Here is a 19,287-nt window from a genome sequence, read left to right as displayed (position 1 = left end):
CGGTTTCACTGCGCACGCCATTACAAATGCATCGTCCAAAAGGAACAGAAGAAAAGTTTAACGTTCAGATGATACCTCATTAGGAGAAACGACCATGACACATTGGGAAATCCACGGCTCTGAGCTGACCAATTGCAATTGCGCCTATGGCTGCCCTTGCCAGTTCAACGCGCTGCCAACTCACGGCACATGCGAAGCGGCACTGAGCTTTCATGTCGATAAAGGTCACTACGGGGAAGTCACACTCGACGGGCTGAACATGGCCATGGTCGTGAAATGGCCCGGCCCCATTCACAAGGGTGAAGGACGCATGCAAATGATCATCGACGAACGTGCCTCGCCCGAGCAGCGCGACGCCTTGGAAAAGATCATGCGCGGTGATGATACCGATGAAATGGCGACCATGTGGTGGGTCTTCTCAATGATGTCTCCGCACAAGGAGGAAACCCTCTACAAAAAGATCTCTTACACGTCCGACATCAAGGCCCGGACTGGAGAGGTCCATGTCGACGACGTTTTCGATCTGGAGGCGCGTCCGATCCTCAATCCCGTGACCGGTAATCCCCATCGGGTGCGGATCGACACAATCGGCGGCTTCGGCTACCGGGTCGCCGAGATGGGCAATGGGACAACACGCACCCACGGCCTGATCGACTTGCCCAACAACACCGACACCTACGCCCAATTCAATGAGCTTCATCTCTCGAATAGCGGCATCATCGAAGCAGTCCATTGAGATGGCCGGCGGGATTAGCCCGTTAGAACGGTTGCTGCACCGGGATCAGGTGTTGGTGGCGATCGGTCTTGCAACGGTAACCCTGCTTTCGTGGGGCTATCTGTTGACTGGCGCCGGCATGGAGATGCCCGCCATGTCGGCGCCCATGCAAACAGCGCAGGCGTCGGGGTGGTCGCCGGCACAGACAGGGCTGATGTTCATCATGTGGTGGGTGATGATGGTGGCGATGATGCTGCCTTCGGCCGCGCCGATGATCCTGCTGTTCTCATCGGTCGCGAAGCGGGCAAGCAGGCGGGCAAGCACGTCTTTTTTCGTCTCGGGGTATATACTCGTCTGGGGCGGTTTCAGCGTGGTGGCCACCCTCATGCAGTGGCAATTGACCCAGATCGGGCTTCTCGACGGCATGCGAGCCAATTCCCAGATGCTGGCGGGACTGCTCCTGTTGGTAGCCGGGATTTATCAGCTTACGCCGGCCAAGAGCGCCTGCCTCAAGCACTGCCAGTCGCCGCTTCAGTTCGTGACCGGTCATTGGCGGCCTGGGCCTCGCGGTGCCCTCTTGATGGGGCTCCAACACGGCGGATACTGCCTCGGGTGCTGCTGGGCGCTGATGGCGCTTCTGTTCGTGGGCGGGGTAATGAACCTTGCATGGATCGGCGCCCTCGCGGCCTATGTCCTGATCGAAAAGGCCATCCCTCAATGGCGATATACTGGAGCCGTGTCCGCCAGTCTGCTGATCACTGCCGGAGCAGTATTGCTTGCTCTCGCAGTCTCATAAGGGAGTTTCGCTAAGCCATGTCCAAATTACCGGAAACGCTTGATCCCGCTGACTGGGAAACGCACCGCGCCGTTGCGCATCAAATGGTCGACGACGCCATCGATTACATCCGAGATGTCCGATCCCGCCCCGTCTGGCAGGACATGCCGCCACAGGTGCGCGAGCAGTTTCGTAAGGGCTTGTCTCATGAAGGTATGCCGCTGCCAAACGTCTATCAGCAGGTGATGACAGAGGTTTTCCCCTTCCCGATGGGCAATATCCATCCGCGGTTCTGGATGTGGTATATGGGGGCCAGTAACTTCACCGGGGCGATGGGCGACTTCCTCGCGGCCATTCTCGGATCGAACCTTGGCGGCGGCGATCATGCAGCTGCTGAAATCGACAAGCAGGTTATCGGCTGGATGAAGGAAATGATCGGCTATCCGGCAGAGGCCAGCGGCACCTTGGTCTCGGGTGGCTCAATGGCGAACCTGATCGGACTGACTGTCGCGCGCAACGTCATGTCTGGTATCGACCTGAGGAACGAGGGCATCGGCGCCCTTTCTGCACCAATGCGCTTTTACGGCTCGGATCAGGTCCACTCCTGCCACCGCATCGCTGTTGAAGCGATGGGGCTTGGCAACAATGCTTTGCGGCGTATTCCGTCCGACGCGGACTGCCGAATGGATCTTGCAGCCCTCCGCACAGCTATCACAGAGGACCGCGCCTCCGGCCTGCACCCCGCCTGCGTGATTGCAACAGCGGGGACCGTGAACACCGGCGCCATTGACGACCTCGCGGCCATCGCCGACCTCTGCGCTGAGGAAGGTCTTTGGATGCACGTCGACGGCTGCATCGGCGGACTTCTGGCCATCGCACCGAAAGGGCGCGCAATGGTAAACGGGATCGCACGAGCCGACTCGATCGCTATTGATCCACACAAGTGGCTGCATGCCCCCTTTGAGGTCGGCTGCGCCTTGGTGAAAGATGCAGACGCGCATCTCCGCACATTCACTGTTACGCCCGAGTATCTTGAGGCAGCACCGCGAGGCATCGCCTCGGGCGCATGGCTGCACGACTTCGGGCTCCAGACGTCGCGCGGGTTCCGGGCGCTGAAGGTCTGGATGGCACTGAAGGAACACGGTCTGGCGAAATTCGGGCGGCTGATCGATCAAGACCTCGACCATGCCTGCTATCTCTCCGACCGGATCATCGCCACACCGAACTTGGAGCTATGCTTTCCGGGCGTCATAAATATCGTCTGCTTTCGATACGATCCCGGAGGACTGTCGGAAGAGGCCCTCAAGCGACTGAACACAGAGATAATGGTGCGCATGCAGGAGACTGGCATCGCCGCGGTCTCGGACACGACGGTAAGAGGACGACATTGCTTGAGAGCTGCAATAAATAATCATCGGACCCTCCCGTCCGACTTGGACATGTTGACTGGCGAGGTCGTCCGGCTGGGTGAGATACTGGCTCAAAACACCAGAATGAAAAAAGGTTAACGCCCGGATAAACTACCCGAAAAGCTGTCAATTCATCTGTCATCTCAACGATCATACGTTAGTCGTCGGCTTTCTGTATCTACGTTAATTCCGCGGTGATCTACTTTGCAAAGAATATACCGAAGACCTTTCCATACCGTGCGATCGCTCCTCATCATTTTTCGGTCGCATTGAATGGCCGGTTAGTCTCGCAGCATTGCAGCAACCAGGATTGCTTTCGAGTGTTTCCTTTGGGTCGCTCTTGCCGGCCCAGTTTACGCCGCAACTGCGAGGTTCTCGGCCCTCACGCGGTCATTTTGGGCTCGGACCGGACATTAGTCGCACAACTTACCAAGGTCAGCTGCGCGGGACATAGCGACGTTTATCTGCAACTGCTCCAATGGCCGCAATCAGCAGCTCTCCTTTGGCACGATTAGGACGGGATTACCTTTCAGCTTGATCCAGAAACCATGCCACCACCACATCAATCGCGGCGTTATGTTTGGAGTTTCTGGTGGCGAGCAGGTAGAAATCCTGTTCGCCGGAGAGGGATTGTGGCGTGATCTGGATCAGTCGCTTGGTCGCGATCTCCGCAGCTACAAGAAAACGGCTTACCAGAGCCACACCTTGACCAAAGAGCGCAGCATCCACAGCCAGAGACGTTTGATTGAGACGCAGCCCGCGCCCCCCTTTATCTTCAATATTGAGCAAGTCCAGAAATTTTGGCCAAAGATCATGCGCATCGTGGAGTTTGGGCATGGAGGATATGGCCTGTGGGCTTACAGGCAGGATGTGCTCGCCAACAAGGCCTGGTGCTGCCACTGCGACAACCTGCTGGCGAAATAAAAGGTGAGCGTTGAGGGCGGCCCCAAAGGGCGGCATGCCTTGCCTCACGGCAAGGTCAATTCCATCACTGTGAAAGCTTGAAACCTTTTCTGTTGCCAGAATGCGCAGGTCGATATCAGGGTGCTTGGCCGAAAAGTCGGGCAGATTAGGGATCAGCCACTTTGCGGCGAATGTCGGCGTGACACTGACAAGGACTTTGCCGGGTTCCGGCTTGAGTTGGTCCGTCGCATTGCGAAGAGCCTCGAATGCGGTGGCAACATTCACGTGATAACTCCGTCCCGCCGAAGTGAAGGCCAGCCCTTTGGGCAGCCTTTCAAACAAGGGCACCCCTAAATGCGCCTCAAGCTGGCGCACCTGCTGGGCCACGGCACCTTGAGTAACGCCCAATTCATCGGCAGCCGCGCGGAAATTTAGAAACCTGCCGGCCACGTCAAATGCACGTAACCCGTTGAGGGGAGGAAGTTGAGACATCTTACAATAGTAATCCTACAGGCAGGAGACATCAATTCTCAGGAGGGGTATCCGACAAAAACTTGGTATAGATACGCCAACGCAGAGTTGGAGAGAGAAATGCCAGTAGAAAAAGTAGCGCTTATCACCGCAGGCGGAAGTGGAATGGGTGCAGATGCTGCCCGTCAGTTGGCCGCAGACGGGTTCAAGGTGGGCATCCTTTCATCATCAGGCAAAGGCGAGGCGCTTGGCGTTGAGTTAGGCGGATTTGGTGTTACAGGCTCCAACACCAGCCCTGACGACCTGTCTGCCTTGGTTCAAGGCGCAGTTGAGCGTTGGGGCCGTGTAGACGCGCTGATCAACTCTGCTGGTCATGGCCCCAAAGGGCCGGTGCTGGAGATATCGGATGATGACTGGCACATGGGCATGGAAGTCTACCTGATGAACGTCGTCCGTCCGACTCGCCTTGTTACACCGGTCATGCAGGCACAGGGAGGCGGAGCCATCATCAACATCTCGACATTCGCGGCCTTCGAGCCTGATCCGCTCTTTCCGACTTCAGGCGTCTTCCGCGCAGGGCTTGCTGCGTTCACCAAGCTTTATTCCGATAAATACGCTGCCGACAATATTCGTATGAATAATGTCCTGCCCGGCTTCATTGACAGCTTGCCGGAAACCGAGGATCGCAGGGCGCGCATTCCCATGGGGCGCTACGGGCGCGCGCAGGAAGTGTCTTCGGTAATATCGCTTCTGGCCTCTGAAGGCGGTGGCTATATAACCGGTCAGAACCTGCGTATCGACGGCGGTTTGACCCGTGCTGTCTGACGCTGTCACCGAGGGCCCAAGATTTGACCGCTTGGTTTTTGTAGTCAAATGGGGTGCATCGATCATCCAGATCCTGGGCTACACCGCTACAGGGTTTGGATGGACGCCATGGAACCTTTATCTGTTTCTGATCGGCGTGTTGGGGTGGTTTGCTGTTGGCGCGTTGTGGAATGACAAAGCGTTGATGCTGGTCCATCTTGTCGCGCTCGGTGCGATGGTCGCGGGAATGACAAGTGGGTCGCCTTCATAGAGCAGACCGAGCAGGGTGCAGCATCAGGCCGAACGGGCTCTAAGTTCTTAGTAAGAAAGTGTTAAATGTCTGCGTAAGCTTTTCCTTTCTTGAGCAGACTATTAGTTTCCGCGCGTCGGTGTCTGAATAGTAAGTAGTTAAAAAGAATTTAATTTTCGAATCTTAGAATCAGGGTTTTTTGGGAGCTTGAGAAGCCTTCTCCTGTTTTTCCCTGCATGTTCTGACCACCAATAGCCATCGGCCGGGCTAAAACGCCCATTTTGCAAGCGAATAAGGTCAATCGGGCGGAAACGCCCGATTTTCGCGTTTTAGCGACCCAAGTCGTATGCCTAATGCGTGAGGACAAGAGACGCCGTTCGGCGGCTCACCACACTGCGACCCGTCCTATTCAAAAATGAGTGCTAGACGCGCCCGTGTTATCCGATACGTCAGCGGGCCAAACGCGCAGGGCTGCTATGATCCCGAGCGCGGCCAAACTACCCAGCAGTATCAGCGCTGGAACCGTTCCGAATGCGGTCATGGTCCAACCTGCCAAAGGATAGGTGATCAGCCAGCAAGCATGAGACAGCGCGAATTGCGCTGCAAATACAGCAGGCCGGTCTTCTGGCTGAGCCGATCGGCGCAAGAGACGGCCCGAGGGGGTCAGAACCGCAGAATTGCCCAGGCCGATGAGCAGCCAAATCGTCAGCAGGAGGGGCCAAGATAAGCCGAAAACCATGATGCCCGCTGCGATCCCAAACAGAGCCAGCATCATCAGCCAAGCCCCTGTCATCATGACGGGTCTGTCCGGGTACTTGTCCAGCACTCTGGGCAGAGCCAGCGCCGCGCTCATGCTGCCAGCCCCGTAGGCGAACATGGACCAAGCCAGCGCCGTATCATCAAGCCCCAGTTGCCCCCGCACCAGCACAACCGAGTTCACCAAAACCATCGCGCCCGCCGACGACACCGCGAGGTTTAGCCCCAGCAGCCCGCGCAACCGCGGTGTTGCGAGGTAGATCCGCAGCCCCCGCGTGGTGCGGTCATAAATCCCGCGCGGGACTGTCGCTTGGGGGCCGGGCAGAACGACCGTCAGCACCAGCAGCGCCGAGGCCCCGAAACCTGCGACCGTCCCAAGAAAAAGGGCGTTGTAGCTTATCACCGTCAGCAGCACAGCGGCCAGCGCGGGCGAGATGATGTTCTCCAGATCATAGGCCAAACGGGACAAGGACAGCGCTCTGGTATAGCGCGCCTCGTCGGGCAGCACGTCAGGGATGGTTGCCTGAAAGGTCGGCGTAAAGGCGGCTGAGGCTGATTGCAGGAAGAAGATCAGGATATAGATCTGCCAAACCTCGGTCACGAAGGGGAGAGCCAAGGCCACCGCCGCCCGCACCAGGTCCAACGTGACCAACAGAGCGCGGCGCGGCAGACGCTCGGCAAAGGCACCAGCAATCGGCGCGATGCCGACATAGGCCACCATCTTGATCGTAAAGACGGTGCCCAGCACCATGGCGGCCCGATCCCCGGCCAGATCATAGGCCAACAGGCCAAGCGCCATCGTTGCCAAGCCAGTGCCAAGAAGCGCGACAACTTGGGCGAGGAAGAGGTGTCTGTAGGTTCGATCCGATAAAACACCCAGCATAATACCCTCAGAGGTAACGGGTGATGGTCTTAAGCTCGGCGCGGTCACTCTCGGAGCCATCGACCTCAAGGCAATGGTCGATGTGGTCATGGATCAACACGCGTTTGGCGTTGGTCACGGCCTTCTCAACGGCCTGCAGCTGCTGCGCCACGTCAACGCAGGGTTTGCCTGCCTCTAACATCGTGATCACCGCACGCAGATGCCCATCGGCACGTTTCAGCCGGGCAATGAGGGCGGGATGACTTGCATGAATATGGGTGTCTGACATACTAAGACCGTATCCCCCTAGGGGGGATAGAGCAAGACGGCGAAAAGCGCCGCGTAATTGACGAGAGGGCAGACAGGACAGATGACTTTTCTACGGACAACTGGGCAAGCCGCTTTTGCGATGCTTCTCTGTGTGGCCGTGCTCGTCTGGTCCGTGGTGCCGACCTCTTCCCATGTTCCTGCGGTGTTGGATGTTCTTCAAGAACATGAACAGATGATCGCGGATCACGGGCACTCTCACGGGTTAGAAGAAGACCTTGTTTGGGCCATGCATGGGCACAGTCACGACAGTGCAGACCATGATCATAGCCAAGCCGTCGTGTTTGGCCGCGCCTTGGCCGCGCAACCTGTTGAGGTCTACCGGGCCGCTTGGCGGCTGAGTGCCGCTTCTGCAAATACTTCAAGGGTCTACCTGATCGAACGACCGCCGCGCGTGTGACTGGCCGCGCCACTGGCGCTCCCATTCCTCACAAATCACATACGCGGAGTTCAATCCATGAACACAGTCCCACGGGGCTGGACCGATTTTGGCGCACGCCGGATCGCGATCCTGTCCCTTGTCACAACTACCTTGCTCATTCAGAGCGCAAGCTATGCCTTGGCGCATAATGTCACGCCCGGGGATGCGGGCTATATTCAGGAAATCTGGGGGGTGAACATCATTCCCTTCATGTATCTCGGTGCCAAACACATGGTGACGGGTTACGACCACATCCTGTTTTTGTTCGGCGTCGTCTTCTTTCTCTACAAGATGAAAGACGTCGGCATCTATGTCAGCATCTTTGCCGTGGGGCATTCGACCACGATGCTGGCCGGTGTTTGGTTCGGCTGGGGCATCAACGCCTATATCGTTGACGCCATCATTGGCCTGTCGGTCGTCTACAAGGCGCTCGACAACCTCGCCGCCTATCAGCGCTGGTTCGGTGTGCAGCCCAATACCAAGGTTGCAACGCTGATCTTTGGCTTCTTCCACGGCACCGGTCTGGCCACCAAGCTTCTCGACTACGAGATCGCCTCGGACGGCCTTTTGGCCAACCTTCTGGCGTTTAACGTAGGCGTTGAGATGGGCCAGCTGATGGCGCTTGCCGTCATCCTTATCGTCATGGGCTTTTGGCGGAAATCACCCAACTTCTTCCGCCAAGCCTACACCGCAAACGTCATCATGATGGCTATGGGGTTCATCCTCATGGGCCTTCAAATCACCGGCTATTTCGTAGCCGCGTAAGCAAATAGGAGAACCACATGTTCAATGCAGAAAAACCAAGCCTCAACGAATTGCCCACCTCCGCGCAGCTCATCCGCTCCACCGCCATTGCAGCGGCCAGTGCTGTCGCGATCCTCGTGACCGTGGTGCTGCCCGCCGAATACGACATCGACCCTACGGGGATCGGCGGCGTGCTTGGGCTCGCTGAAATGGGCGAGATCAAAAGCCAGCTCGCCGCAGAGGCCGAAGCAGACCGCATCAAAGCGCTGGAAGAGCAGGGCGCGCTTGTGACCCAAGAGCAATCCAGCCTGATGAACGACATCTTCAGCGTCTTCGTCGGGGCCGCCCATGCCGAAGAGGTGCCGTCTGAACCCGTGCAAGAATGGCGCGATGAAATCACCTTTACGCTGGCGCCGGGCGAGTCTGCCGAGTGGAAGTTGGTGATGGAAGAAGGCCAAACCGCGCAATACGCTATGTTGGTCGACGGGGGGCGTGTGAACTTTGACCTGCACGGCCATGGGTCGGGCCAATCCGAGACCTATTACAAAGGCCGCGGCTCGACAGGTGAAGAGGGCGAAATCACCGCCGGTTTCGCAGGTGAACACGGCTGGTTCTGGCGCAACCGTGACAAGACAGCGGTCACCGTGACCGTTCAGGTGCGCGGCGAATACGACGAATTCAAAGACGCCAGCTAAACCACATGGCTGCCGGCCCTTTCAGAAGGGTCGGCAGCCTATCCGGCGCGGGGCGCGAGAATAATCACCGCTGCGCCAAGAATGCAGAGGCCCGCCCCGGCAGCATCCCAAAGATCAGGCCGCTGCCCTTCTACCGCCCACATCCATGTCAGCGAAGCCGCGATATAAACGCCGCCATAGGCCGCAAAAGCGCGCCCGGCGAACCCGGCTTCGACCAAGGCCAACAACCCCGCAAACAGCGCCAAGCTGATCATCCCCGGCACCAGCCACAGCGGCGATGCGCCGCGCCACCACGCCCAGACCGCAAAACACCCGACGATCTCAGCCAATGCCGCAAGCGGATAGAGCAGGGCGGCAGGCATCAGGCGGTGGCCCCGTGATCGGCGAGGCATTCCTCATGGTCGCGCAGCACCTCAAGGATGCGACAATCAGCCACCCGATCCGCATTGCAGGCACCGATCATGCGTTGCAATTCAACGCGGAGGGCCTCGAGCCGCACAAGCCGCGCCTCGACTTGGCGAAGTTGTTTTTGGGCGATGGCATCGACATCAGCGCAGGATCGGTCGGGCGTGTCAGAGAGGCCAAGCAACTCTCGGATCGCCTCCAGCGAAAAGCCGAGCTGGCGGGAATGGCGGATGAAGGAGAGACGGTCCAACTCGGCATCGCCATAGCGCCGCTGGCCGCCTTCGGTCCGGCCGGGTTCAGGCATTAGACCGATATGCTCGTAATAGCGGATCGTCTGCACTTTGGTGCCAGTGCGCTTTGCGAGTATGCCGATAGCAAGCATGTCTGATCCCTTCCATTCTACAGTCTCTGTAGGTTTTGGAAGGGTGTCGCGCAAGCTGGGGTTCGATGAAGGGGGTGACAGCGCGTCCTGTGAATTCTGCAACGCGCTGTATCATGGTCTACCGTAAGACCATTCGCGCAGCCTATCGCCATGGAACTTGACCGAGAGAGGAAAAGGTCGACAAATCGCTTGAAGCTACAGTCGCTGTAGGTCGTATCTCTACTTCTGACGGAACGCAGCGGTTATGACCCCAAACCGGTAGGAAGCACAGATGGCACATGATCACGCCCATATTGACCCCGAAAGCGGGGACCGCAGAGTATCTCTGGCCATCTGGGCGAATGCCCTTCTGACGGTGGCGCAGATCGTGGGCGGTGTCTTTGCAGGGTCGCTCGCCCTTATCGCGGACGCGCTGCACAACTTTTCGGACATGGCCTCACTGGTCATCGCCTTTGTCGCCCGAAAAATCGCACGGCGTCCGGCAGATGCGCGAATGACGTTTGGCTATGGCCGGATCGAAATCGTTGCGGCTTTGATTAACTACACCACGCTTATTCTTGTCGGGATATATCTGATCTACGAAGGCGGGATGCGCATGATTGATCCGCCTGCGGTGGCGGGTTGGACGGTGGTCATTCTGGGCGGGGTCGCGCTTGTCGTCGATACGTTGACGGCGCTGCTCACCTACTCGATGCAAAAGGGCAGCGTGAATATCAGGGCGCTGTTCTTGCACAACCTGTCAGATGCGCTGGCCTCGGTCGCGGTGATTTTCGGCGGCACGCTCATCATCCTTTACGATCTGCGTTGGGTTGATCCGGCGATCACCATCGGTATTGCGCTTTATATTCTCTATCTGGCCCTTACTGAAATTGGCGGTCCGATCCGTATGTTGATGCTGGGCAGCCCGCCTGACATGGATGCGGGCGCTGTGGTCGAGGCAATGACCAAGGTCGCTGGCGTCAGGGACGTGCATCATGTTCATCTTTGGCAGATGCAAGAGCATGAGGTGGCGCTCGATTGCCATGTGGTGTTGGAGGGGCAAGATTGGACGGACCTTGAAGCCGTGAAGCAGGCGGTCAAGAAAATGCTCGCGAATGACTTCGGCATCACCCATTCAAGCCTTGAGTTTGAAACTTCCGCGAATGCCCATCAGGATGCCGCGTTGTTTGGGCATGAGAGCGGCCCGACGCGCGCTGGCAAAGACGCTGAGCACAGCGTTGAGGCGTCGCACGACCGCTGAGGCTCATCGCAATGCGCTGTGTCTTGCCGATCTGCGGGCCTGCGACGGATCGCTCACCCTCACTTTCTGGTGAGGGGATCGACACCACCGCATCGGGTTCCTATATCTCTGCCATGCGCATCCTGCTTCGCCTTGCCACATTCTGCCTCTCGCTCGTACTTTTGACGGGCGTATTGGCGCATGATTTGGCGGCGGCGAACATGTCGATGCAGATGTCAGGTTTGACCGCATCCGCGACGATGGAAGAGGACGATACCTGCACAGCTTGCTTGCAGGAAGAGCAGGGTGAGGTGATGTGCGACATTGATTGCACGGCACCCCTCTTTGTAACCTCGCAGATGCTTCAGTCCCAACTCGAAAGCGTGCAGCGCTTCTTCGCGCCTGTGCCGGGGGATCTTGGCCTCGCCGGGATTGATCTCGGATCTGACCCTTTCCCACCGCGAACCACCTCCCTAAGTTGACCGGCCGCACCCAAGGGTGACGGCCCGGTCTCGCGACGTTTGCTGCCATTGTGCAGCGGCGCGCTCGACCTTCTTCGTCACTTTCGGGAACGACGTTTATGTCTATTCATCCATCGCGCGATATGTCGCGCAGGCGTGTGCTGTCCGGCGGGCTTGCCGCAATTGGGGCGACGCTGATCCTTCCTCATGCCTCCCTCGCGACGACAACGGGGGCGGCGGTCCGTGCGCTGCATTATGACGGCGATGCACTCGTCGCGGCTTCAAAGCGCAAGCTTTGGCGCGTGTCCGCCCCGAGCGGCATCCAGCACATTCCGCTGGAGCGATCACTCACCGCGATCACCAGCCACCCAGAGACTCCGGGCACTTTGTTCGCGGCGGTTGATCCTGTCGGCCTTATGCGCAGCCGGGATGGGGGACGCACATGGGCAGACGCCAGCGCGGGCTTGCCTGCGACCCGCGTCACCGCGCTCACCCAGGCCGCGCTTGAGCCAGACATGCTCTATGCCGCCCTTGCAAACGACGGGCTTTGGCGCAGCCAAGACGCAGGAGAAAGCTGGGAATTCGTCATGGACCGGCCTTATCTCGATGGGGCCGAACGCGAGGTGTTGACGCTTGTCTCGGTGGGCAATCCGACTGGCATGGGCGGCATCTGGCTCTATGCCGGGACCGACGCCGGGCTGACCCGCGTGCCGGATTGCTTTTGCCGCTGGCAGGATGTGACCGCGGACGATGCGATGGATGCGCTGGCTGCGGGCAAAACGCCGCCGCCTGCCAAACCTCTGCCCGAAGACCAGCCGATCACCCATCTGGCACTCTCCCCCAAAGCGCCTGAACGGCTCTACGCTGGGCTGGCGACTGGCCTTTGGACCTCGACAGACGCGGGCGTGAATTGGACGCGTGCGGCGGCGGGAAAGATCGACGCGCTGGCTGTCGACCCTGCCGACCCTGAACACCTTGTCGCCGTTCGCGACGGCACTCTTTCGGTCAGCCGCGATGGTGGCCTGACCTTTGATCCCCTCAATATCCCTCAAGGAGACCAGACATGAACAGCAAATTCACCCTCGGCGCGGCCGCGGCCCTCACCGCCGCCGGTATCATCGGTTTCGCCACCTTCGGCATGGCGGAAAACGACAACACGCCGCCCGCCGACACCGTGGCAAGCACTGTCCCTGCAGATCGCCAAATGACCATCTGGCGCGACCCGTCCTGTGGCTGCTGCGATGCCTATGCCGATTTTGCCGAAGAGAACGGCTATCACGTGACCCGCATCGACGACCGAGATTTTGACAAACGCTCGGTCGAGGTCGGCGTGCCGGAACAGGGGCTGGGGTGCCACCTTGCCGAGGTCGATGGCTATTACGTCAGCGGTCTGGTGCCTGTTGAGATTATCCAGCGCCTGACATCCGAGCGCCCCGAGGTCACCGGCATCACGCTGCCGGGTATGCCCCAGAACGCGCCCGGCATGGCAGGCAAGAGCGGCACGCTCAAGACCTACGCTTTCGGTGAGGACGGCGTGGCCGTGTATTCAAATGAATGAGGATAGAATGATGGACATGATGAACGGAACTATGATGAATGGGCCGATGTCGGTCGGAATGATGATCGCCTGTGGCGTGCTCTTCCTCTTGGTGCTGGCGGTGCTGGTGCTGGGCGCGCTGGCCTTGGTCAAATACCTACGGCGGCCCGTATGAACCGGTTGGGTCTGACCGCCGTGATCGGTATCGCAGGCGCGGCGGCGGTCGCTGTCTGGGCCGGGGGGAAGGAGGACAGCCCCCCGGCGCTCGCCGTGCTCGGCGTGCCGGTGGACGCAGAGATGATCGAGCGTGGCGCGGGGCTTTATGCCGAGAGCTGCGCCTCCTGCCACGGCGCCGATCTCGAAGGTCAGCCGGACTGGCGCAGGCGGCTCGACACTGGCCGCATGCCCGCGCCGCCGCATGATGAAACTGGCCATACGTGGCACCATGCCGATCAGCAGATTTTTGATATTACCAAGAACGGACTGGCTTCGGTCGTGCCGGGCTATGAAAGTGACATGCCGGTGTTCGACAGCATCCTGAGTGACGCAGAGATCACGGCGATCCTTGGCTATATCAAAAGCACCTGGCCCGAGCGGGAGCGCGGCTTTCAGGCTGAAGTCACCGCCAAGGATGAGGGCGGAGCATGAGCAAGGACAGACAGCCTGTCCGCAAGCCACGGTGGTTGCGGTTCATTGTGGCCCTGCCTGCGATGGTATTCGGGGCCATCGCGGCGGCGTTTCTCTGGGGGCTGTTCAACAACGACGATGGCCTGCCCAGCACGATGATCGGCCGGGACATTCCCGCGTTTGATCTGCCGCCCATCGAAGGGCGCGGGAAGGGGCTCACGACGGCTGATCTGCGCGGCGAAGTGTCTCTCGTGAACGTCTGGGCTTCGTGGTGCGTGCCGTGTCGGGTTGAGATGCCACTGTTGGTGGAGCTGGCCCAAACCGACAGCGTGCCGATCCACGGCATCAACCTCAAGGACAAGCCCGCCGCCGCCCGCAGGTTCCTTGCGGAGCTTGGCGATCCTTATGACCGGATCGGTGCCGACAGCTCGGGCCGAACTGCGATTGACTGGGGCGTTTACGGCGTGCCGGAAACCTTTGTGATCGATGCTAAAGGGCGCATCGCTTACAAACATGTCGGCCCGTTCAATCGACGCTCGCTGGAGGAAGATATTCTTCCCGTGGTGCGGCGTTTGCAGCAGGAGCAGAACGCATGAGGCGGCGTGGTTTTCTGGGCGGCGCGCTGGCGCTTGGGGCTTCGCCTGCCGCCGCGCGCACTGTCATGGCGGAACATCAAAAGCCCCTGCCGATGCTGTCGCCGCCCATTACGGATGGGGCAGGGCGGAGTCTGACTTTGGCGGACTTTCGTGGCCGGACGGTATTGCTCAATATCTGGGCAACATGGTGCCCGCCTTGTCGCCATGAAATGCCCACCCTTGACCGGCTTCAGGCGCGATTGGGCGGGGCGGAGTTTCACGTTCTTGCGCTCTCAATCGACAAGGGCGGGTTCGACGCCGTGCGCGCCTTTTATGCCGAGATCGCCATCACGCATCTCGACCTTTATCTGGCAGACCAGCTGCGGGGGATGATGGCCTTTGGCGTTGTCGGCCTGCCCACGACGCTGCTGGTCAACCCCCAAGGCCGCGAGGTTGCCCGCAAGGTCGGCCCCGCCGCGTGGGACAGCCCGGCGGCCATTTCCCAAATCCAACGCGTCATCACAAAGGGATGAACCCAACAGTGACCCAACTCTCAAAAGCAATCCGGCCCTCCTTCGCGATCCCTATGCCCGCGCGGCGCCAAACCCTCATGCTGACGGGCTTTGCCGCCATCGGCGGAGGGGCCGCGCTGAATTGAGACTGGCTGACCGCCGTGGGGGCCGCGCCTTTGCTTCTCAGCCTCGCCCCTTGTGCCGCCATGTGTGCTTTGGGGCTGTGCATGCGCGGCGGCTCAAGCTGCGCCAAAAACGATCCGGTGGCAAAGCCGGACGCCCCGACAGACTGAACCTCAATCAAAAGGAACTGACATGACTTATACAGTGAAACTTACCACCGCAGCCCTGACAGGCTTTATGTTTGCCGCCTCTCTCGCGCAGGCGCAGGAGGCAAAACCCGAGGCGGGCGATATGCCGATGGCCAAGGGCCACCATATGAAAGGCGACATGGCTGACATGAAGGGCATGGAAGGTATGGAAGGCATGGAAGGTATGATGCCCATGATGAAGATGATGGCCGAGATGGGACCGATGATGGAGAACTGCAACAAGATGATGCAGTCCATGAACGAGCATATGGAAACGCATCATTCCGAAGATCAAAAAGGCTGACGCTCTTGGTTCGCCCGTCCAAGCGGCGGGCGGATCACCCCATTGAAAGACAGACTATGACAAAGATCACCCCGACCCACCGTCGGCTTCGCATTGCCCTTTGGACCGCCGCAATTGCCGCCGCCGTTGCCCTTGCGGGTTTCGCCGTGATGCGCCCCGGCCATATCCCTTCGCATCAGCCCGTCTATCGCGGCGACGCGGATATTCGTTCCGATTTCACGTTAATTAACCACGACGGCCAGACTGTCACGCAGGACGATTACAAAGGTCGCTGGCAGCTTGTATTCTTCGGCTTCACCCATTGCCCCGACATCTGCCCAACCACTTTGGCCTATATGGGCAGCGTGCTTGATCAGCTTGGGTCTGACGCAAGCCAAGTTGCCCCGCTGTTTGTGACCGTGGACCCAGAGCGCGACACGCCTGAGGTTCTCAAAGGCTATATTGCGAACTTCCACCCCCAGTTGATCGGGCTGACGGGGAACAAAGCGCAGGTGGCTGCGACTGCGGAGGCCTTCAAGGTCTACCATGAGATGCTCTCGAACGAGGACGCGGCTGACGGCTACATCATGGCCCATGCGGGCCACATTTACCTGATGGCTCCGGATGGTCGGTTCGATGCTGTCTTTCTTGAAAGCGCGCAACCCGCCGAGGAAATGGCCGAACAAATTTCTATGCGCATCGCGAAAGAGAAGAGAAACCAGTGACACAGAAATTTCCATCGTCAGCCCGTCGCGCGTCGCAGGCCGCGCACATATGTGCCGTGGCCCTGCTGACTGTAACACCCGCTTTCGCGAACCACCCCGGGGAGAACCTGAGCCAAGCGATGGCCGATAAAGAAGCCGCGTTTGAACCCATCACCGCCCAAGAGGTGCGGGATGTGAAATGGGTGGCGCCAGATGGGGCCACGGGGTCTCTGGGCGCAATGAGGGGCAAGATCACGGTGCTTAGTTTTGCCCCTGGTGCTTGCGGTAGCCCCTGTGATGCGCAGCAGGAACAACTCGGCAAAACGCTCTCCGCGCTCAATGCCAGTGCCATGCGCGAGATGGTCGCCTTTGTCACCCTGCGCGATACGGGCTCTGCGGCCCCGGCAGAGCAGAACTGGACGTCTGCACAACTGTCCGACGCCGAGCGCTTTGGCGACACGGTGAATGCCTTCGCCTCGGCAAGTGGCCGGACAAACGAAGACCCCATGGTGCATTTGCTCAACCGTGAGGGCGCGCAGGTTGGCATATTTCACGGCGCAGACTTTAAGCCGACGAACCTCGTGCTCTACATCAACGGGCTGACGCATCAGCGGCCTCATGCCGAACCCGGTTTTTGGCAGCGCATAACGGGGTGGTTTCAATGACAAGCCAACGTTTGGACAGGCCACACTGGCTCACCGCCCTGCGCCGCTTTGCGTTGTTCACGCTGCTGGGGCACCTTCTTTGGGAGGTTGCCCATATTCCGCTCTACACAATTTGGGTTGAGGGGACATGGGGCGAGATCGTCTTTGCCGTGGTTCACTGCACCGGAGGCGACCTGCAGATCGCCATGAGCAGCCTTCTGCTCGCACTGTTTTTCTTTGGCACAGGCGCATGGCCGCAGGCGCGGGTCTATCCCGTTTTTGGCGCGATGCTTGCGATCGGATTTGGCTATACGATCTTTAGCGAATGGCTCAACATTGAGGTCCGCGAGGCTTGGGCCTACCGCGACATTATGCCAGTCATCCCGTTTATTGACGCAGGTCTCACGCCGATGTTGCAATGGCTCGTCGTCCCATTCGTAGCCTACTTTGGCGCACTAAAGCTCTCCTCTCCACACAGAGGGGGGCTTAATGTTTGATGTCTCCTCCCTCGGGGTGATCGCCGCCTTGCTGGCCGGGACGATCTCCTTTGTCTCGCCCTGCGTCTTGCCACTGGTGCCGGGCTACGTCTCCTATATCGCCGGGCGCACTGGACCCACGGGCGCGGCGCGCAGCCGTGGCCAAGCGGTGTGGCTGAGCTTTTGTTTCGTGTTGGGGTTCTCAACAATCTTCATGGCGCTCGGTGCATCGGCCACAGCATTGGGGCAGTCGCTCTTGCGCTGGCGGTTTGAGCTGAACCTTATCGGGGGCGCTGTTGTGATCCTTTTTGGGCTGTTCATGCTGGGGGCCGCGCGCATTCAATCAATGGAGCGTGACCTGCGGTTCAACCTCGATCTGCCCGGCGGGCAGCCGGTGGCGGCCTATGTGCTGGGCCTCGCTTTCGGCTTTGGTTGGACCCCCTGTATCGGACCGATCCTCGGCGCAATCCTGACGGCCAGTGCGGCAAGCGCCACGGTATCGGAAGGTGTTTGGCTATTGGCGATCTATTCGGCAGGGCTTGGGGTGCCGTTTCTGATCGTGGCCGCCTTTACCGATCAGGTCGCAGCGCGCCTGCGGGCGATTGGTGCGGTTGGGCGGCGTCTGCATCAAGTGGCAGGCGGGGTCATGGTCCTCATGGGGATCGCGATGATGACGGGCCAACTGAGCGCTTTTTCGTGGTGGTTATTGGAAACCTTCCCAGTGTTGGGGACAATTGGGTGAAATCTACGCCGGGAGCGTTTTGATGATAGGTCTGCTCTAAAACGAGAATGCCGAGGAGGGTTCGCGGGAGGGGCTCACCCCTCAGTCGCGGAAGCCTGACCGATTAGTAACCGGTTGAATTATGCGGGCTATCAATATCCATAGGTTATCAATAGATCACGCCTTTCTATTTGGCAGCGCGAGCCATCTCATCTAGCCATTTGTCCAGTAGGGGCTGCTCTAAATAATCGGCAAACCTGCACCTTGGAGGAGGAAAATCATGAAAAAAATTAGCTGCAGCTTGGCTGCGAGTCTGTTCATCACGACGTCCATGTTGGCCGCCAGTCCCGTTATGGCCGATACCTATATCGTGGCAGTTGGGGCCGCATCCAACAGTCTGCAAGGTCGGAGCGCCGAGAAGTTTGCAACAGATCTACAGGCGAAACTGGGCGACGCGCATAAGGTTGAGTTTTATGCCGACGGACAGTTGGGCGATGAAAAAGAGCTGCTTCAAAAGTTGCGCCTCGGCACCGTTCAGTTCACGCTGGTTTCGTCCATTATGACCAACGTGGCCCCTGAATTTGCTCTGTTCGACATGCCCTTTCTGGTCAAGGACCGGGCGCACCTCAAGGCGATTGACGCGGAAATCGTCATGACCGAACTTGCGCCAAAGGCCGAGGATCAAGGCCTGCATGTCCTGTCCACATGGGAAAACGGCTTTCGCCAGATTACCAACTCTGTACGCGCGATCAACACACCCGCCGATTTGGAAGGTCTGAAGATCAGAACGCCATCGTCCGAATGGCGCGTTGCGATGTTCAAGGAATGGGGGGCCAACCCGACGCCGATGTCTTTCTCGGAAGTCTTCGTAGCCTTGCAGACCGGCACGATGGACGGGCAGGAAAACCCGCTGACAAACATCGTCGGCGCGAATTTTCAGGAAGTACAGAAGCACCTCAGCCTGACAGGTCACGTCTATTCGCCGACCTACCTGACCACCGGCAGTGACACCTGGAGCGGGCTGCCAGCCGACGTGCAGGCCGCCGTCACCGACGTCGCTGCCACCGTGCAGGACTGGTCGCTTGCCGAAGGTGAAACCGCCGACAACGAGCTGGTTGAGAAAGTCCGTGCGGCGGGTGTGGAAGTGAACGAAGCCGATAAGGCATCTTTCGTAGCTGCTTCCGCTCCGGTTTATGAAGCCTTTGCCGCACAGGTTTCTGGCGGAGCTGAACTGGTCAGCCGCGCGCAGGCTCTGGCCGAGTAAACTGATCGACCCCAGTCGGCCAAGGCGTGCCTTG

Annotated in this window: 27 protein-coding genes; 22 read left to right on the top strand and 5 right to left on the bottom strand. The window is 59.1% G+C overall.

Annotated features, from left to right (window positions below):
- Window positions 1–94: 94 nt before the first annotated feature.
- Genes DSM14862_RS13445 through DSM14862_RS13435 form a run of 3 tightly spaced genes read left to right on the top strand, consistent with a single transcriptional unit; the run spans window position 95 to window position 2,998 of the window.
- Window positions 95–736: a DUF1326 domain-containing protein gene (locus tag DSM14862_RS13445; protein ID WP_007117809.1), complete on the top strand. Its 642-nt coding sequence runs from the start codon at window positions 95–97 to the stop codon at window positions 734–736.
- A gap of 1 nt (window position 737) precedes the next feature.
- On the top strand, window positions 738–1,511 hold the full coding sequence (locus DSM14862_RS13440; protein WP_007117808.1) for a DUF2182 domain-containing protein: 774 nt from the start codon (window positions 738–740) through the stop codon (window positions 1,509–1,511).
- Window positions 1,512–1,528: 17 nt separating this feature from the next.
- Window positions 1,529–2,998 carry a pyridoxal phosphate-dependent decarboxylase family protein gene (locus DSM14862_RS13435; protein ID WP_007117807.1) on the top strand — a complete coding sequence of 490 codons (1,470 nt, stop codon included), beginning with the start codon at window positions 1,529–1,531 and terminating at the stop codon, window positions 2,996–2,998.
- 423 nt (window positions 2,999–3,421) lie between these two features.
- On the opposite strand, the gene DSM14862_RS13430 is transcribed toward DSM14862_RS13435, so the two are convergent.
- On the bottom strand, window positions 3,422–4,294 hold the full coding sequence (locus DSM14862_RS13430; protein ID WP_040700233.1) for a LysR substrate-binding domain-containing protein: 873 nt from the start codon (window positions 4,292–4,294) through the stop codon (window positions 3,422–3,424).
- Between the two features lie 99 nt (window positions 4,295–4,393).
- Between DSM14862_RS13430 and DSM14862_RS13425 the strand changes: the two genes are divergently transcribed.
- Entirely contained in the window at window positions 4,394–5,098 is a 705-nt protein-coding gene (locus DSM14862_RS13425) for an SDR family oxidoreductase (protein WP_007117805.1), read from the top strand.
- The gene (locus DSM14862_RS13420) at window positions 5,088–5,348 is read left to right on the top strand and encodes a DUF6552 family protein (protein ID WP_007117804.1); all 261 of its coding nucleotides are present in this window, start codon (window positions 5,088–5,090) and stop codon (window positions 5,346–5,348) included. The genes DSM14862_RS13425 and DSM14862_RS13420 overlap by 11 nt, the downstream gene beginning before the upstream one ends.
- Window positions 5,349–5,736: 388 nt before the next feature.
- Here the strand turns inward: DSM14862_RS13420 and DSM14862_RS13415 are convergent, their stop codons facing one another.
- Window positions 5,737–6,966 (bottom strand): MFS transporter, encoded by a 1,230-nt coding sequence (locus DSM14862_RS13415; RefSeq protein ID WP_007117803.1) that lies wholly within the window; start codon window positions 6,964–6,966, stop codon window positions 5,737–5,739.
- A 7-nt stretch (window positions 6,967–6,973) separates the two neighbouring features.
- A complete protein-coding gene (locus DSM14862_RS13410) occupies window positions 6,974–7,234 on the bottom strand; it encodes a metal-sensing transcriptional repressor (RefSeq protein ID WP_007117802.1) in 261 nt (86 codons plus the stop codon).
- An 81-nt stretch (window positions 7,235–7,315) separates the two neighbouring features.
- Here DSM14862_RS13410 and DSM14862_RS13405 point away from each other — a divergent pair, with 81 nt between their 5' ends.
- From DSM14862_RS13405 to DSM14862_RS13395, 3 genes are read left to right on the top strand one after another with little or no spacing between them, the layout of a single operon-like run.
- Window positions 7,316–7,672, top strand: coding sequence for a hypothetical protein (locus DSM14862_RS13405; protein ID WP_007117801.1), 357 nt, complete (start codon window positions 7,316–7,318; stop codon window positions 7,670–7,672).
- A gap of 57 nt (window positions 7,673–7,729) precedes the next feature.
- Window positions 7,730–8,458, top strand: a complete 729-nt coding sequence (locus DSM14862_RS13400) for a HupE/UreJ family protein (RefSeq protein WP_007117800.1) — start codon at window positions 7,730–7,732, stop codon at window positions 8,456–8,458.
- Between the two features lie 17 nt (window positions 8,459–8,475).
- The gene (locus DSM14862_RS13395; RefSeq protein WP_007117799.1) at window positions 8,476–9,132 is read left to right on the top strand and encodes a hypothetical protein; all 657 of its coding nucleotides are present in this window, start codon (window positions 8,476–8,478) and stop codon (window positions 9,130–9,132) included.
- A 38-nt stretch (window positions 9,133–9,170) separates the two neighbouring features.
- Here DSM14862_RS13395 and DSM14862_RS13390 read toward each other — a convergent pair whose 3' ends face one another.
- Window positions 9,171–9,494, bottom strand: coding sequence for a YnfA family protein (locus DSM14862_RS13390; protein ID WP_007117798.1), 324 nt, complete (start codon window positions 9,492–9,494; stop codon window positions 9,171–9,173).
- Window positions 9,494–9,919, bottom strand: a complete 426-nt coding sequence (locus DSM14862_RS13385) for a MerR family transcriptional regulator (RefSeq protein WP_007117797.1) — start codon at window positions 9,917–9,919, stop codon at window positions 9,494–9,496. Before DSM14862_RS13385 ends, DSM14862_RS13390 begins: the two co-directional genes overlap by 1 nt.
- Window positions 9,920–10,190: 271 nt before the next feature.
- Here DSM14862_RS13385 and DSM14862_RS13380 point away from each other — a divergent pair, with 271 nt between their 5' ends.
- The 14 genes from DSM14862_RS13380 (at window position 10,191) to DSM14862_RS13315 (ending at window position 19,253) form a co-directional block, all read left to right on the top strand.
- The gene (locus DSM14862_RS13380) at window positions 10,191–11,159 is read left to right on the top strand and encodes a cation diffusion facilitator family transporter (RefSeq protein ID WP_007117796.1); all 969 of its coding nucleotides are present in this window, start codon (window positions 10,191–10,193) and stop codon (window positions 11,157–11,159) included.
- 11 nt (window positions 11,160–11,170) lie between these two features.
- The gene (locus tag DSM14862_RS13375) at window positions 11,171–11,620 is read left to right on the top strand and encodes a hypothetical protein (protein WP_007117795.1); all 450 of its coding nucleotides are present in this window, start codon (window positions 11,171–11,173) and stop codon (window positions 11,618–11,620) included.
- 98 nt (window positions 11,621–11,718) lie between these two features.
- Window positions 11,719–12,666: a WD40/YVTN/BNR-like repeat-containing protein gene (locus DSM14862_RS13370; RefSeq protein ID WP_243254271.1), complete on the top strand. Its 948-nt coding sequence runs from the start codon at window positions 11,719–11,721 to the stop codon at window positions 12,664–12,666.
- Window positions 12,663–13,157 (top strand): DUF411 domain-containing protein, encoded by a 495-nt coding sequence (locus DSM14862_RS13365; RefSeq protein ID WP_007117793.1) that lies wholly within the window; start codon window positions 12,663–12,665, stop codon window positions 13,155–13,157. Before DSM14862_RS13370 ends, DSM14862_RS13365 begins: the two co-directional genes overlap by 4 nt.
- A gap of 7 nt (window positions 13,158–13,164) precedes the next feature.
- Window positions 13,165–13,311: a hypothetical protein gene (locus tag DSM14862_RS13360; RefSeq protein WP_007117792.1), complete on the top strand. Its 147-nt coding sequence runs from the start codon at window positions 13,165–13,167 to the stop codon at window positions 13,309–13,311.
- The gene (locus DSM14862_RS13355; protein ID WP_007117791.1) at window positions 13,308–13,784 is read left to right on the top strand and encodes a c-type cytochrome; all 477 of its coding nucleotides are present in this window, start codon (window positions 13,308–13,310) and stop codon (window positions 13,782–13,784) included. The genes DSM14862_RS13360 and DSM14862_RS13355 overlap by 4 nt, the downstream gene beginning before the upstream one ends.
- Window positions 13,781–14,359 carry a DsbE family thiol:disulfide interchange protein gene (locus DSM14862_RS13350; RefSeq protein ID WP_007117790.1) on the top strand — a complete coding sequence of 193 codons (579 nt, stop codon included), beginning with the start codon at window positions 13,781–13,783 and terminating at the stop codon, window positions 14,357–14,359. The genes DSM14862_RS13355 and DSM14862_RS13350 overlap by 4 nt, the downstream gene beginning before the upstream one ends.
- Entirely contained in the window at window positions 14,356–14,871 is a 516-nt protein-coding gene (locus tag DSM14862_RS13345; RefSeq protein WP_007117789.1) for a TlpA family protein disulfide reductase, read from the top strand. Before DSM14862_RS13350 ends, DSM14862_RS13345 begins: the two co-directional genes overlap by 4 nt.
- Window positions 14,872–15,165: 294 nt before the next feature.
- Window positions 15,166–15,465: a hypothetical protein gene (locus DSM14862_RS13340; RefSeq protein WP_007117787.1), complete on the top strand. Its 300-nt coding sequence runs from the start codon at window positions 15,166–15,168 to the stop codon at window positions 15,463–15,465.
- Between the two features lie 56 nt (window positions 15,466–15,521).
- A complete protein-coding gene (locus tag DSM14862_RS13335) occupies window positions 15,522–16,169 on the top strand; it encodes an SCO family protein (RefSeq protein ID WP_007117786.1) in 648 nt (215 codons plus the stop codon).
- A complete protein-coding gene (locus DSM14862_RS13330) occupies window positions 16,166–16,813 on the top strand; it encodes a hypothetical protein (protein WP_007117785.1) in 648 nt (215 codons plus the stop codon). The genes DSM14862_RS13335 and DSM14862_RS13330 overlap by 4 nt, the downstream gene beginning before the upstream one ends.
- Window positions 16,810–17,289 carry a hypothetical protein gene (locus DSM14862_RS13325; RefSeq protein WP_007117784.1) on the top strand — a complete coding sequence of 160 codons (480 nt, stop codon included), beginning with the start codon at window positions 16,810–16,812 and terminating at the stop codon, window positions 17,287–17,289. The genes DSM14862_RS13330 and DSM14862_RS13325 overlap by 4 nt, the downstream gene beginning before the upstream one ends.
- Window positions 17,282–18,010, top strand: coding sequence for a cytochrome c biogenesis CcdA family protein (locus DSM14862_RS13320; protein WP_007117783.1), 729 nt, complete (start codon window positions 17,282–17,284; stop codon window positions 18,008–18,010). Before DSM14862_RS13325 ends, DSM14862_RS13320 begins: the two co-directional genes overlap by 8 nt.
- Window positions 18,011–18,269: 259 nt before the next feature.
- A complete protein-coding gene (locus DSM14862_RS13315; protein ID WP_040700230.1) occupies window positions 18,270–19,253 on the top strand; it encodes a TRAP transporter substrate-binding protein in 984 nt (327 codons plus the stop codon).
- Window positions 19,254–19,287: the final 34 nt, after the last annotated feature.

Origin of the sequence: Sulfitobacter indolifex (genome assembly GCF_022788655.1) — a bacterium.
In the GTDB taxonomy this organism is placed as follows: Bacteria; Pseudomonadota; Alphaproteobacteria; order Rhodobacterales; family Rhodobacteraceae; genus Sulfitobacter; species Sulfitobacter indolifex.
The sequence above is the reverse complement of the archived record's forward strand: the minus strand, read 5'-3'. Positions and strand labels throughout refer to the sequence as shown.